The organism is Pseudomonas putida (assembly GCF_025905425.1).
Lineage (GTDB): Bacteria > Pseudomonadota > Gammaproteobacteria > Pseudomonadales > Pseudomonadaceae > Aquipseudomonas > Aquipseudomonas putida_AF.
Window position 1 is genome coordinate 438,898 of the sequence record NZ_CP109603.1, and the last position, 13,020, is coordinate 451,917.

Here is a 13,020-nt window from a genome sequence, read left to right on the forward strand (position 1 = left end):
ACATGGCCAAGCCAGTCGGGGTTTTTTCATACCGCTGCCTGTTTAGCTTGCGCGGGGTGCTCGGCTGGCCATGGCGGTAACGGCATAGCCGATGACCGCTGCGAAGAACGAGCCAGTGAGGATGCCCATGCGGTCCATGCCCGCATAGTCGCTACTGCCTGGCACGAAGGCCAGCGAGCCCACGAACAGGCTCATGGTGAAGCCGATGCCACACAGGATCGCCACCCCCAGCAACTGCCCCCAGTTTGCGCCTGCAGGCAATGCGGCCACGCGAAGCTTGATCGCGACCCAGGTCAGGCCGAAAACCCCCACCGTCTTGCCCAGCAGCAAGCCGACAGCGATACCCATCGGCACCGGATGGGTGAAGCTTTCCACGGTCATGCCTGCCAGCGAGACACCGGCGTTGGCGAACGCGAACAGCGGCAAAATGGCATAGGCAACCCAAGGGTGCAGGGCGTGCTCCAGGGACAGCAGCGGCGACGTTTCGGCGTTGCGGGTGCGCAGTGGAATGCACAGCGCCAGGGCGACACCCGCCAACGTGGCATGGACACCGCTCTTGAGCACGCACACCCAGAGTATCAGGCCGATGATCAGGTAAGGCCCAAGCTTGACCACGCCAAGCCGGTTCATGGCCAGTAGCGCTACCAGGCAGGCACCGGCCAGCAGCAGCGACACGCTCGACAAGGTGCCCGAGTAGAACAGGGCGATGACGATGATCGCACCCAGGTCATCGATGATCGCCAGGGTCATCAGGAACAGCTTCAGCGACACCGGCACACGCTTGCCCAGCAGTGCCAGCACGCCAAGGGCGAAGGCGATGTCGGTGGCGGTGGGGATTGCCCAGCCGGCGACGGCCGCCGGGTCTTCACGGTTGATGAACCAGTAGATCAGTGCCGGCACCACCATGCCGCCCACCGCAGCGGTAGCGGGCAGGACTACCTGAGAGGGCTTTGACAGGTGGCCGTCGACCACCTCGCGCTTGACCTCCAGGCCGATGAGCAGGAAGAACAGCGCCATCAGGCCGTCGTTGATCCACAGCAGCAGAGGCTTGGCGATCTCCAGCGCGCCAACCTTGACGGCGACCGGGACTTCGAGCAAACCGTTGTAGAGGAAGGACAAAGGTGAGTTGTTGATGACCAGAGCAAGGATGGCCGCGGCGATCAGCAGCAGGCCACTGGCGGCTTCAAGCTGAAAGAATCGGGTGAAGAGGCTACGCACGGGCTATGGGCTCTCCCTGAGAGAATTTAAGGATGGAACGGGCGTACACCCTAGCCTGTGGCGATATGCTTTAAAACAAAAACTATATTCTTTTTTGTTCTAAGGTGTTGCTGCCTCGGCTGTGGGAAGCCTAGATGCAGTTTGGGAATGTGAGGGTAGGGGAAATCTGATTTTCCCCGCAGAACTATCTGACGATTGCCATGGCCCCTTCGCAAGCTTGCCCGCGAAGAGGCCTGATCAGGCGATTTTAGCCCTGCAGCCCGAGCATATCCCGCGCAACCGCCTCGGCAATGCGAATGCCATCCACGCCCGCCGACAGGATACCGCCCGCGTAACCCGCACCTTCACCGGCCGGGAACAGCCCCTTCATGTTCAGGCTCTGGAAGTCCTCGCCACGGGTAATGCGCAGTGGCGAAGAGGTGCGCGTCTCGATGCCGGTCAACACCGCATCGTGCAGGTTGTAGCCCTTGATCTGCCGATCGAAGGCCGGCAGTGCTTCGCGGATCGCTTCGATGGCGAAGTCCGGCAAGCTGGGCGCCAGATCACCCAGGGTCACGCCTGGCTTGTACGACGGTTCGACACTGCCCAGGGCAGTGGACGGCCTGCCGGCCACGAAGTCGCCTACCAACTGCGCCGGTGCCTGGTAGTTGCTGCCACCCATCACATAGGCGTGAGCCTCCAGGCGCTCTTGCAACTCGATGCCGGCCAGCGGGCCGCCCGGGTAGTCACGTTCGGGGTCGATGCCGACGACGATGCCGGAGTTGGCGTTGCGTTCATTACGCGAGTACTGGCTCATGCCGTTGGTCACGACGCGGCCAGGCTCGCTGGTGGCGGCGACCACGGTGCCGCCTGGGCACATGCAGAAGCTGTAGACCGAACGGCCGTTCTTGGCGTGATACACCAGCTTGTAGTCGGCGGCGCCGAGTTTCGGGTGGCCGGCGTATTTGCCCAGGCGCGCCTTGTCGATCAGCGTTTGCGGATGCTCGATGCGGAAGCCGACCGAGAAGGGTTTGGCCTCCATGTACACGCCCTTGGCGTGCAGCATGCGGAACGTGTCGCGGGCGCTGTGGCCCAGGGCCAGCACCACATGGCGCGACTGCAACTGCTCGCCGCTTTCCAGCACCACACCGGTCAGTTGGCCCTCATCGGTCAGCAGGTCGGTGACTTTCTGTTGGAAGCGCACTTCGCCGCCCAGGGCGATGATTTCCTGGCGCATTTGCTCGACCATGCCGGTCAGGCGGAAGGTACCAATGTGCGGCTTGTTGATGTAGAGGATCTCATCCGGCGCGCCGGCCTTGACGAACTCTACCAGCACCTTGCGGCCGTGGTGCAGCGGATCCTTGATCTGGCTGTACAGCTTGCCGTCGGAGAATGTCCCGGCGCCGCCTTCGCCAAATTGCACGTTGGACTCCGGGTTGAGCTCGCTTTTGCGCCACAGGCCCCAGGTGTCCTTGGTGCGCTGGCGCACTTCCTTGCCGCGCTCGAGGATGATCGGCTTGAAGCCCATCTGCGCCAACAGCAGCCCGGCGAAGATGCCGCAAGGGCCGAAGCCGACCACGATCGGGCGTTGTTCAAGCTCAGCGGGGGCTTGGCCGACATACCTGTAGGTGACGTCGGGTGCAACGCCGATGTTGCGATCGTCTTCGAACTTGCGAAGTAGTTCGGCTTCGTTGCTGGCTTCGAGGTCGATGGTGTAGATGAACAGCAGCTCGCTGTTTTTCTTGCGTGCGTCGTAGCTGCGCTTGAACAGGTTGAAGCTGAGCAATTGCTCATCGCTGATGCCCAGGCGCTGGACGATGGCTTCGCGCAGGGCTTCGTCAGGGTGGTCCAGGGGCAGCTTCAGTTCGGTGATTCGTAGCATGGCAGGGTCCAGTATCCCGGCCATGGGCGGCCGGCGGCTTTACACAAACCGCCAAGTATAAGCTGTTCGCCGCCCTGACTGGCAGGATAAAAGCGCCCGGCGATCAGTTGTCGCGTGCACCACCGTAGTAACCGCAGCCTTGCAGGGTCTTGCCGTCGATACGCAGCTCGGCGCGCAGGTGACGGACCGCCCCGGTGGCGCTGTCCACGCAGCGTTGCGGTGCGACCCAAAGCTCCACGTGCTGGCCGTTGGCTTCGCTGGTCAGGGTCAGGCCGCCACCTGGCACTTCTTCCTCCAGGAACGGCAGCGGCAGCGGCGCCTGGCCAACGCGGCTGACGACCATGCCCTTGCCACTGGCCTTGATGTCCCAGTCGGGCTCATGGCCGTTGGCACGCAGGGTCAGTTGCTTGAAGTTGGGGTCTTCGCAGGCGCGGGTCGAGGGTTCCAGGCGGTACAGGCGACGGACTTCGAGCTGGCCGTCGTTGTTGGCCTGCTTGCTGCCGGTAAGGCGGCCACGTACATCGGCGAACAGCTTGTCGCCCGCATCCTTGGCGAGGTTGGCGGCTTCCTGCAGGATCCCCGTGCCGGCGACGTCGTTGATCACGAAGCGGCGGCTTTCATTGCAGGGTTTGAACAGCAACTGGCCACCGGCGGCGCTCAGTTCGCCCTGCATGCGCGTGGTGCCGATGTTCGGGTCGGTCGGCGTGGCAGCCATGAGCTGGCAGCCGGCGAACAGTGGCAGCAGGGCGGCGAGCAGCAGGGAGGGGGTGAGGCGCATGGGGCGGGCTCCGGCGAACGTTGCAAAAGAGCTGGCCACGTTACTCAGGCTGGGCAGGGTTCACAAGCGCTGATGTGTTGCCGGCACCGGCTCTTTCGCGGGGCAAGCCCGCTCCCACAGGCCTCTGATCTGTGCCTATATTTCTTGTGGGAGCGGGCTTGCCCCGCGAAAGGGCCGGTACTAGTGGTGCATCTCGTTCTGGCAAAAAAGGGCCCGAAGGCCCTTTGTTCATCAACCTCCGAGGTAGGCGTCACGTACCTTCGGATCACTCAGCAGTGCTTCCCCCGTGCCCTGCATCACCACCCGTCCGTTTTCCAGTACATAGGCACGGTCAGCGATCTTCAGCGCCTGGTTGGCGTTCTGCTCCACCAGGAACACGGTCACGCCGTCACGGCGCAGCTGTTCGATGATGTCGAAGATCTGTTGGATGATGATCGGGGCCAGGCCCAGTGATGGCTCGTCAAGCAGCAGTAGCTTGGGTTTGCTCATCAGTGCTCGGCCAATGGCGAGCATCTGCTGCTCGCCACCGGACATGGTGCCGCCACGCTGGATGTAACGCTCCTTCAGGCGCGGGAACAGCTGCAGGACCTTGTCCAACTGCTCCTGGTAGTCGCCCTTGTCGGTGAAAAAACCGCCCATGGCGAGGTTCTCTTCGACTGTCAGGCGGGCGAACACGCGGCGCCCTTCCGGGACGACGGCGATGCTCTTGCGCATGATGTGCGAGGAGGTCTGGCCGACCAGCTCTTCACCCAGGTACTTGATGCTGCCGCTATGGGCCTGCGGCGAACCGCACAGGGTCATCAGCAGGGTCGACTTGCCCGCGCCGTTGGCGCCGATCAAGGTGACGATCTCGCCCTGGTTGATCTCAACGTTGACGCTGTGCAGCGCCTGGATCTTGCCGTAGAAAGTGGAAACGTTCTCGAACTTCAGCATTTACGCTTCCCCCAGGTAAGCCTTGATCACATCAGGATTGTCGCGAATCTGCTCCGGCGTGCCATCTGCCAGGGGGGTACCCTGGTTGATCACCACGATATGGTCGGAAATGCTCATCACCAGCTTCATGTCGTGCTCGATCAGCAGCACGGTGACGTTGTGTGATTCGCGCAGATAGGCAATCAGAGCCTTGAGATCTTCGGTCTCTTTCGGGTTCAGGCCCGCAGCCGGTTCGTCGAGCATGATGATCCGTGGCTGGGTCATCATGCAGCGGGCGATTTCCAGGCGGCGTTGCTGGCCGTAGGCGAGGGTGCCGGCGGTACGGTTGGCGAATTCGGTCAGGTTGACCTTCTCCAGCCAGTACTGCGCGCGCTCCATGGCCTCCTTCTCGCTGCGGCGGAAGCTCGGGGTCTTGAACAGGCCCGCGAAGAAGTTGGTGTTCAAGTGCCGGTGCTGGGCGATCAGCAGGTTCTCCAGCGCGGTCATTTCCTTGAACAGGCGTACGTTCTGGAAGGTCCGCACCACGCCCTTGCGGGCGATCTGGTGGCCGGCCAGGCCTTGGATCGGCTGGCCATCGAGCAGGATGGTGCCGCCGCTGGGCTTGTAGAAGCCGGTCAGGCAGTTGAACACGGTGGTCTTGCCTGCGCCGTTCGGGCCGATCAGCGCCACCACCTGTTTTTCCTTGACGGTCAGGGCCACGCCGTTGACCGCTAACAAGCCGCCGAAGCGCATGCTCAGGCCGCTGACTTGCAGAATTTCGCGGCTCATCGACGCAGCTCCATGTGTGGACGTTGCATAGGCAGCAGGCCTTGCGGACGCCAGATCATCATCAACACCATCAGCGCACCGAACATCAGCATTCGGTATTCGCTGAACTCACGCATCAGCTCGGGCAGCAGGATCATCACGATGGCCGCGAGGATCACGCCCAGTTGTGAGCCCATGCCACCGAGCACGACGATGGCGAGGATGATCGCCGACTCGATGAAGGTGAACGACTCGGGTGTCACCAAGCCTTGGCGGGCAGCGAAGAAGCTGCCGGCAAAACCGGCGAAGCAGGCACCCAGGGTGAACGCTGAGAGCTTGATCACGGTAGGGTTCAGGCCCAGTGCGCGGCAGGCGATCTCGTCTTCACGCAAGGCTTCCCAGGCACGACCGATTGGCATGCGCAGCAGGCGGTTGATGACGAACAGCGCCAGCAAGGCCAGCAGCAGGGCTACCAGGTAGAGGAAGATGACCTTGTTGATCGAGTTGTATTCCAGCCCGAAGAACTCGTGGAAGGTCTGCATCCCCTCGGCGGCACGGCGTTCAAAGGTCAAGCCGAAGAGCTCCGGCTTGGGGATGTTGCTGATGCCGTTGGGGCCGCCGGTCCAGTCGGTGAGGTTACGCAGGAACAGGCGGATGATCTCGCCAAACCCGAGTGTCACGATGGCCAGGTAGTCGCCCCTCAGGCGCAGTACCGGGAAACCGAGCAGGAAGCCGAAGGTGGCAGCCATCAGGCCGGCGATCGGCAGGCACACCCAGAAGCTCCAGCCCAGGTAGTGCGACAGCATGGCATAGCTGTAGGCACCCACGGCGTAGAAGCCCACATAACCCAGGTCGAGCAAGCCCGCCAGGCCGACCACGATGTTCAGGCCCAGGCCAAGCAACACGTAGATCAGGATCAGCGTGGCGATGTCGACCGCACCGCGCGAGCCGAAGAACGGCCAGACCAGCGCGGCCACGATTAGCCCCATGATGATCCAGCGCTGGGTCTTGGGCAGGGTCAGGTAATTGCTTACCGCAGGCGGCATCAGCTTGCGATCCGAGCGGCGACCCATCACCGAACTCCACTGCTTGTCGAACAGCACGCGCAGGAACATCAACACCGAGCAGGCGGCGATGATGCTGATGGTGAACGAGCCCTGGCTGTGCACGATCAGGCTGATGCCGTCGATGCTCAGTTTCAGGCCCAGTACCGGGAAGGCCACGGCCCAGACCAGCAAGGCGCTGAAGAACGCCTGTTTGAGATTTTTGTTCATACTTTTTCAACCTCCGGGCGGCCCAGGATGCCGGTCGGCCGGAACAGGAGGACAAGCACCAAGAGACCGAATGCCACCACATCCTTGTACTGGTCGCCGAAGATGTCGGCGCCGAAGGCCTCGGCCACACCCAGCACCAGCCCACCGAGCATGGCGCCCGGAATACTGCCGATGCCACCCAGCACAGCTGCGGTAAAGGCTTTGAGGCCCACCAGGAAGCCGGCGTTGGGGTTGATCACCCCGTACTGCATGCTCAGCAGCACGGCCGCCACCGCCGCCAGTGCGGCACCGATGACGAAGGTGAGGGCGATGATGTTGTTGGTGTTGATGCCCAGCAGGTTGGCCATCTTGATGTCCTCGGCGCAGGCGCGGCAGGCGCGGCCCAGGCGGGAACGGGAGATGAACAGGGTGAGCAGGGTCATGGCCACTAGGGTGACCACGAACACCAGGACCTGCATGTAGCTGATCAGGACTTCTTCAGCGCCACCCGGTCCGAAGGAGAAGCTCCCAGGGATCAGGTTGGGGATGGATTTGTCCTTGGAGTCCTGCGAAAGCAAGACCGTGTTCTGCAGGAAAATCGACATGCCGATGGCGGAGATCAGCGGGATCAGACGGTTGCTGTTGCGCAGGGGGCGGTAGGCAACCCGTTCGATGCTGTAGCCATAGGCACTGGTGACGAAGATCGTCGCGACGAAGGCGACGGTCATCAGGATCGGCAGCGAATGGATACCCATCATGGCCAGGCCCGCCAGGGCGATGAAGGCCACGTAGGAACCGATCATGTACACCTCGCCGTGGGCGAAGTTGATCATGCCAATGATGCCGTACACCATCGTGTAGCCGATGGCGATCAAGGCATAGGTGCTGCCGATGGTCAATCCATTAACCAGTTGTTGGAAGAAATGGTAGATCTCAGGCATTACAGCGCTCCTAAAAACCTGATTTGCATTTCGCTGGCGGGGGTAGGCCAGGAAACCGCGAGTGACGGTTTTAAGATTTTCAGGTGAACCGGCCCCCGGATCGCGGGAATCAGGTCCATGAACCTCGTAAAACAAAGCCCACTGCTCGCACAGTGGGCTTTTACGGTCAGCTATTTAGTCACGCAGTTACTGAGGGGAAACTTCAGTCTTCGGCTTGCCGAAGTGCCATTCGTAGACCACGAACTTGAAGTCTTTCAGGTCGCCCTTGGCGTCGTACGACAGTTCGCCGGTCGGGGTCTTGAAGGTGCCAGCGTGGATGGCGGCTGCCACCTTGTCGGTGTCTTCGGACTTGGCGGCCTTGATGCCTTCGGCAATCAGCTCGACAGCCGAATAGGCCGGGAACACGAACGGGCCGCTTGGGTCTTTGCCGTCAGCCTTGATGGCGTCGACGATGGCCTTGTTCGCAGGGTCTGCGTCGAACGACTTCGGCAGGGTGACCAGCAGGCCTTCGGAAGCGCCCTGGGCGATCTGCGAGATGGAGTCGTTGCCGACACCTTCTGGGCCCATGAACTTGGCTTTCAGGCCTTTTTCCTGAGCCTGGCGCAGGATCAGGCCCAGCTCTGGGTGGTAGCCGCCGTAGTAGACGAAGTCGACGTTGTTCTGCTTGAGCTTCTGGATGATCGAGGAGAAGTCCTTGTCACCGGCGTTCAGGCCTTCGAACACGGCAACCTTGGTGCCTTTGCCTTCCAGGGTTTGCTTGACTGCGGTGGCGATGCCTTCACCGTACTGCTGCTTGTCGTGCAGGACCGCGACGACTTTCGGTTTGACGTGGTCGGCGATGTAGTTGCCGGCGGCCGGGCCCTGGGCGCTGTCCAGGCCGATGGTACGGAAGATCATTTTGTAGCCACGCGCGGTGATTTCCGGGCTGGTGGCGGCGGGGGTGATCATGATCACGCCTTCGTCTTCGTAGATGTCGGACGCAGGCTGGGTGGAGCTGGAGCACAGGTGGCCGATGACGTACTTGACGCCGTCGTTGACCACTTTGTTGGCGACTGCAACGGCCTGTTTAGGGTCGCAGGCGTCGTCGTATTCCTTGGCTTCAAGCATCTTGCCATCGACGCCGCCCTTGGCGTTGATGTCTTTGATAGCTTGCTTGGCGCCGATGAACTGCATGTCGCCGTACTGGGTCACAGGGCCGGTCTTAGGACCTGCGATCCCGATCTTGATGGTATCGGCGGCAAACGAATGGCTGGCTACCCCGGCCAGAACCATTGCGGCGAACAGCTTGGAAATCTTGATCATAGTGCTCCACTCATTCTGTTGTAATTCTTATAGTCCTGGCGGCCAGGGCTACAGACCGGGCGGGATTTGCGGTATGGCCACGCCATACTGCATGCCCACCTTCCCCCGGAACATGTCCCGGAACTGTACCGGTACAGTGTAGAGCGCTGTTCGAGCGCTTGAAAAGCGGTCAAAAAGAGCCTGTTTCCTGGGTTGTCGCATGATCGACATAAAGATACAAAAAAGCGCCATCAATTAGCCTGCATCTGCGGCCCCACCCCACAAGTTCGGGGCCAATCGACCAAATTACGTATTTGAAACCGGGTTTTTCTGCAAAAATAGCGGCCTTTTTTATTGGCCGATTTTTGCGGGTAGCAACCCATGACTGATCAAACAAGCACCCTCTATGCCAAATTGATTGGCGAGACGGCAATCATCGAGTGGAAAGCGCTGGAGCGCTTCTGGGCAAAGGGTGACCTGATTTGGGTCGACCCCAGCCTGGACCTGATCACCGTTGCCGAAGCGATGGCCGAGAATCGCAGCGAGATCTTCGCCAAGTGGCGTAGTGATGGCACTGTTGGGCCGGTCACAGCCGAGCAGGCAGTGGACCTGCAAAGCCGCGATCCAGAGATCTGGGCGGTGGTGGTTTCACCGTTTATCGTGATTCAGGCGAAGCGCTCGGAATGAGCGTGAACGTTTTTGGTGCGTGAAAATACGCAGCTGCCTCAATCTGGTGCTTGAGGGCGATCAGGTGGGTAGAGGTAAGTAACAATTCGGCGTGGCGGTAACAGTTTACGGGATGCGTAATGGGGTCGCCGCAGGGCCCTTCGCGGGTATGCCACGGCAGCAGTGCCCTGACCGCGGCCTTAAAAATAACAAATGTGCCAGGAGTCGTTCATGAGCTCACAACTACCTTCGCTAGGATTCGCCGGCATCGGCCTGATGGGCCTGCCGATGTGCAGGCGCCTGCTGGCTGCCGGGTACCCCCTGACGGTGTGGAACCGCAGCCCGGACAAATGCACCGAGCTGGTGGCGGCTGGCGCGCGCCTGGCGGCAAGCCCGGCCGAGCTGTGCCGCGACAGCGACATGGTGCTGCTGTGCCTGGCCGACACGGTGGTGGTGCGCGAAGTGGTGTTTGGTGAGCAGGGCATTGCGCAGGGTGGGCGCAGTGGCCAACTGCTGATCGACTTCTCCAGCCTTGAACCGACCGCCACCCGCGAGATGGCCGCAGAGCTCGCGGCGTTGTCTGGCATGGCCTGGGTGGATGCGCCGGTGTCCGGTGGCACGCCGGGCGCAGAGGCCGGCACCTTGGCAATCATGGTCGGTGGTGACGCGTCTGATGTGCAACGCGCGCAACCGGTGCTGCTGACCCTTGGCCAGCGTGTGACGCACATGGGCGCTGTGGGCGCGGGCCAGGTGACCAAGGCCTGCAACCAGATGATCGTGGCCTGCAATGCCTTGGTGATTGCCGAAGTGGTGGCGTTGGCCGAGCAGTCGGGCGTCGATGCGACCCTGATCGCCGAGGCCTTGGCGGGCGGCTTTGCTGATTCGAAACCCTTGCAGATCCTCGCCCCGCAAATGGCCGAGAGCCGCTTCGAGCCGATCAAGTGGCATGTGCGTACGTTGCTCAAGGACCTCGACAGCGCGGTCAAGTTTTCCCGCGAGCAGGGCTCGGCGACACCGCTCAGTGGCCTCGCCGCGCAATTGATGCGCTTGCACGGTAGCCAGGGCTATCTGCAAAAAGATCCGGCGACCCTGGTATCGCTGTATCGCAGCAAGGGCTGAGCACGCCGTTGTGGCGTTCCAGCCGCTCGAGGATTGGCCGCAATTCGCCCAGCGCCACCGGGCGGCTGAGCAGGTAACCCTGCAGGTAGTCGCAGCCGTGGGTTTCTAGGAATTCGAGCTGTTCGACGGTTTCCACACCCTCGCTGACCACCTGCAGGTGCAGGGTGTGGGCCATGACGATGATGGCCTGGACGATCTCGCGATCTTTCTGGCTGCCTGGCACATCCTGCAGGAATGTCCTGTCGATTTTCAGGACATCAAGCGGCAAGCGCTTGAGGTAGGCCAGCGAAGAGTAACCCGTGCCGAAATCATCGATCGACAGGGCCACGCCCAGGGCGCGAACGCGCTTGAGCAGGCTGACCGTGCGCTGAATGTCTCCCATCAAGGCGTTTTCGGTGACCTCCAGCTCCAGGTGGCGGGGCGCCAGCGCTGAATGAAACAGCGCTTTCTCCACTTCGCTGGCCAGTTCGTCGTGGCTGAGGGTCACTGCCGAGCAGTTCACCGTAACCTTCAGGTCGCCATAGCCGTGGCGGTGCAGCTGGGCCAGGTCGGCACAGGCATGGCGCAGCACCCACAAGTCGAGGTCGATGATCAAGCCATTGGCTTCGGCAATGCCGATGAACCGGTCGGGCCCGAGCAGCCCGTGTTGTGGATGCTGCCATCGTACCAGGGCTTCGAGCTTGGCCACCTGGCCATTGCGCAGGTCGAAGATCGGCTGGTAGTGCACGCACAGCCCGCGTTCCTCCAGCAGCGCGATGCGCAATTCTTCTTCCAGCTGCAGGGCAAGGGTGGCGCGGGTTTTCAGGCTGTCGTTGAAGAAGTTCAGGCTGTTGCGCCCGTTGCCCTTGGATTGGTATAGGGCAAGGTCGGCGTGCTTGAGCAACTCTTCGGCCGTGTTGCCATCGTCGGGGAAAATACTGATACCAATACTCGTGGTCATGACCATGCGCCGGCCGCCCAGGTCGATGGGCTCTTTCATCCGTTGCATGATGCGCTGCGCTAGATGGCGTGCCTCATCACGGTTATTGAGGCTGGTGACCACGCAGAACTCGTCGCCACCGAATCGTGCCACCAGGTCCTGGCTGCGGGTGGCTGCCTTGATGTGGTTGGCAATGACTTTGAGCAGTTCGTCGCCTGCCGCATGGCCAAGGCTGTCATTGATGCGTTTGAAATGGTCGATGTCGAGAAACATCACCGCCAGGCGGTTTTCATCGGCGTTCTGTTCGGCGAGGCGTTCGGCGAATACCTGATTAAAGCCGCGGCGGTTGATCAGGTTGGTCAGGGCGTCGTAGTGCGCGGCCTGTTGCAGCGAGGCCCGTGCCTGATCCAGTTGGTTGAGCAGCACGCTGACCCGGCGCAGGTCGTGTTCCTTGCTTTGCAGCTTCTTGTCGGCCAATGCCGCACTGATGCTGGCACCACTGATCAGCAGGGTGATGAAGGCAATGGTCAGCCCCAGTTGCAGGCTGTTGTCTGCAGAGGGCAAGCGCAGGGCGGTGTCGGCTGGAATGACCAGGGTCATGGCCGACATCGCGGTGAAATGGGTCGCGACGATGCCGCCGGCCATCAGCAGGCTGGCGCCATACTTCAGGGCCTGGTGCAACGTGCCGCTACCGTTGCGAAAATACCGCGCCAGCAGCAGCGCCGCGAGGCTGGTGAGCAGGGCGATGGCCATGGCGGCCAGCAGCAGCCCGGTCTGGTAGTACTGATGGGCGCTGGTTTCCAGGGCGGCCATGCCAACGAAGTGCATGAGAATGATGCCGGCAGCGATCAGCACTGCGCTTTTCAGGTAATGGTGCGGGCGCATGTGGCTACGGTTGAGGCTGTTCATGCCCACCCAGGCAACGATCAGGGCAATGAGGAGTGAAAGGACCGTCAGCGAGACGTCGTAGTGAAGCTCCAGGGGGGCCTGGAATGCCAACATGCTGATGAAGTGCATGGCCCAGACACCGCCGGCCAGGCAGCAGGCGCCGAGCATGCGCCATTGGCGTTGCGCGGTGGGCTGTTCGCTATGGGATTGGCGCTCGACCATGTCCAGGGTCGCGAAGCACGCAGCGCAAGCCACGGTGTAGGCGAGCAGGACCAGAAAGGGTTCGTGCCGACAATCGATGACGATGCGTCCGGTTGCCGGAAGATCGGCGAACAGTTGCAGTCCCAGCCATTCCATTGCGCGCCTCGTGGTCGAGTTTTCACTCGTCTCCGGTACAACCCTTGGGAGACTGTCCA

At 61.6% G+C, this 13,020-nt stretch carries 11 protein-coding genes; 2 read left to right on the forward strand and 9 right to left on the reverse strand.

Features of this window, described 5'->3' with window-relative positions:
• Nucleotides 1-42: 42 nt before the first annotated feature.
• The 8 genes from nhaA to OGV19_RS02065 form a co-directional block, all read right to left on the reverse strand.
• Nucleotides 43-1,218 carry a Na+/H+ antiporter NhaA gene (gene nhaA, locus OGV19_RS02030; protein WP_264311903.1) on the reverse strand — a complete coding sequence of 392 codons (1,176 nt, stop codon included), beginning with the start codon at nt 1,216-1,218 and terminating at the stop codon, nt 43-45.
• Nucleotides 1,219-1,465: 247 nt separating this feature from the next.
• Nucleotides 1,466-3,079: an NAD(P)/FAD-dependent oxidoreductase gene (locus tag OGV19_RS02035; protein ID WP_264311904.1), complete on the reverse strand. Its 1,614-nt coding sequence runs from the start codon at nt 3,077-3,079 to the stop codon at nt 1,466-1,468.
• Between the two features lie 103 nt (nt 3,080-3,182).
• Nucleotides 3,183-3,857 carry a COG3650 family protein gene (locus OGV19_RS02040; protein ID WP_264311905.1) on the reverse strand — a complete coding sequence of 225 codons (675 nt, stop codon included), beginning with the start codon at nt 3,855-3,857 and terminating at the stop codon, nt 3,183-3,185.
• Between the two features lie 231 nt (nt 3,858-4,088).
• The gene (locus OGV19_RS02045; protein WP_085273538.1) at nt 4,089-4,790 is read right to left on the reverse strand and encodes an ABC transporter ATP-binding protein; all 702 of its coding nucleotides are present in this window, start codon (nt 4,788-4,790) and stop codon (nt 4,089-4,091) included.
• The gene (gene livG / locus OGV19_RS02050; protein ID WP_027594237.1) at nt 4,791-5,558 is read right to left on the reverse strand and encodes a high-affinity branched-chain amino acid ABC transporter ATP-binding protein LivG; all 768 of its coding nucleotides are present in this window, start codon (nt 5,556-5,558) and stop codon (nt 4,791-4,793) included.
• Nucleotides 5,555-6,811 carry a high-affinity branched-chain amino acid ABC transporter permease LivM gene (locus tag OGV19_RS02055; protein WP_264311906.1) on the reverse strand — a complete coding sequence of 419 codons (1,257 nt, stop codon included), beginning with the start codon at nt 6,809-6,811 and terminating at the stop codon, nt 5,555-5,557. Before OGV19_RS02055 ends, livG begins: the two co-directional genes overlap by 4 nt.
• Nucleotides 6,808-7,731 carry a high-affinity branched-chain amino acid ABC transporter permease LivH gene (gene livH / locus OGV19_RS02060; protein ID WP_003254876.1) on the reverse strand — a complete coding sequence of 308 codons (924 nt, stop codon included), beginning with the start codon at nt 7,729-7,731 and terminating at the stop codon, nt 6,808-6,810. The genes OGV19_RS02055 and livH overlap by 4 nt, the downstream gene beginning before the upstream one ends.
• Nucleotides 7,732-7,917: 186 nt before the next feature.
• Nucleotides 7,918-9,033: a branched-chain amino acid ABC transporter substrate-binding protein gene (locus OGV19_RS02065; RefSeq protein ID WP_264311907.1), complete on the reverse strand. Its 1,116-nt coding sequence runs from the start codon at nt 9,031-9,033 to the stop codon at nt 7,918-7,920.
• A 360-nt stretch (nt 9,034-9,393) separates the two neighbouring features.
• Between OGV19_RS02065 and OGV19_RS02070 the strand changes: the two genes are divergently transcribed.
• Both OGV19_RS02070 and OGV19_RS02075 read left to right on the forward strand, forming a co-directional pair.
• Nucleotides 9,394-9,699: a DUF2288 domain-containing protein gene (locus OGV19_RS02070; protein ID WP_264311908.1), complete on the forward strand. Its 306-nt coding sequence runs from the start codon at nt 9,394-9,396 to the stop codon at nt 9,697-9,699.
• A gap of 210 nt (nt 9,700-9,909) precedes the next feature.
• Complete coding sequence (locus OGV19_RS02075) at nt 9,910-10,797, forward strand: NAD(P)-dependent oxidoreductase (protein WP_264311909.1); 888 nt, start codon at nt 9,910-9,912, stop codon at nt 10,795-10,797.
• On the opposite strand, the gene OGV19_RS02080 is transcribed toward OGV19_RS02075, so the two are convergent.
• On the reverse strand, nt 10,697-12,961 hold the full coding sequence (locus OGV19_RS02080) for a putative bifunctional diguanylate cyclase/phosphodiesterase (protein WP_264311910.1): 2,265 nt from the start codon (nt 12,959-12,961) through the stop codon (nt 10,697-10,699). The genes OGV19_RS02075 and OGV19_RS02080 overlap by 101 nt on opposite strands.
• Nucleotides 12,962-13,020: the final 59 nt, after the last annotated feature.

What these genes read in the sequence shown, in the direction of transcription:
- OGV19_RS02035 (WP_264311904.1), bottom strand. Translation starts at nt 3,079, where the DNA reads ATGCTACGAATCACCGAACTGAAGCTGCCCCTGGACCACCCTGACGAA.
- OGV19_RS02040 (WP_264311905.1), bottom strand. Translation starts at nt 3,857, where the DNA reads ATGCGCCTCACCCCCTCCCTGCTGCTCGCCGCCCTGCTGCCACTGTTC.
- OGV19_RS02045 (WP_085273538.1), bottom strand. Translation starts at nt 4,790, where the DNA reads ATGCTGAAGTTCGAGAACGTTTCCACTTTCTACGGCAAGATCCAGGCG.
- livG (WP_027594237.1), bottom strand. Translation starts at nt 5,558, where the DNA reads ATGAGCCGCGAAATTCTGCAAGTCAGCGGCCTGAGCATGCGCTTCGGC.
- OGV19_RS02055 (WP_264311906.1), bottom strand. Translation starts at nt 6,811, where the DNA reads ATGAACAAAAATCTCAAACAGGCGTTCTTCAGCGCCTTGCTGGTCTGG.
- livH (WP_003254876.1), bottom strand. Translation starts at nt 7,731, where the DNA reads ATGCCTGAGATCTACCATTTCTTCCAACAACTGGTTAATGGATTGACC.
- OGV19_RS02065 (WP_264311907.1), bottom strand. Translation starts at nt 9,033, where the DNA reads ATGATCAAGATTTCCAAGCTGTTCGCCGCAATGGTTCTGGCCGGGGTA.
- OGV19_RS02070 (WP_264311908.1), top strand. Translation starts at nt 9,394, where the DNA reads ATGACTGATCAAACAAGCACCCTCTATGCCAAATTGATTGGCGAGACG.
- OGV19_RS02075 (WP_264311909.1), top strand. Translation starts at nt 9,910, where the DNA reads ATGAGCTCACAACTACCTTCGCTAGGATTCGCCGGCATCGGCCTGATG.
- OGV19_RS02080 (WP_264311910.1), bottom strand. Translation starts at nt 12,961, where the DNA reads ATGGAATGGCTGGGACTGCAACTGTTCGCCGATCTTCCGGCAACCGGA.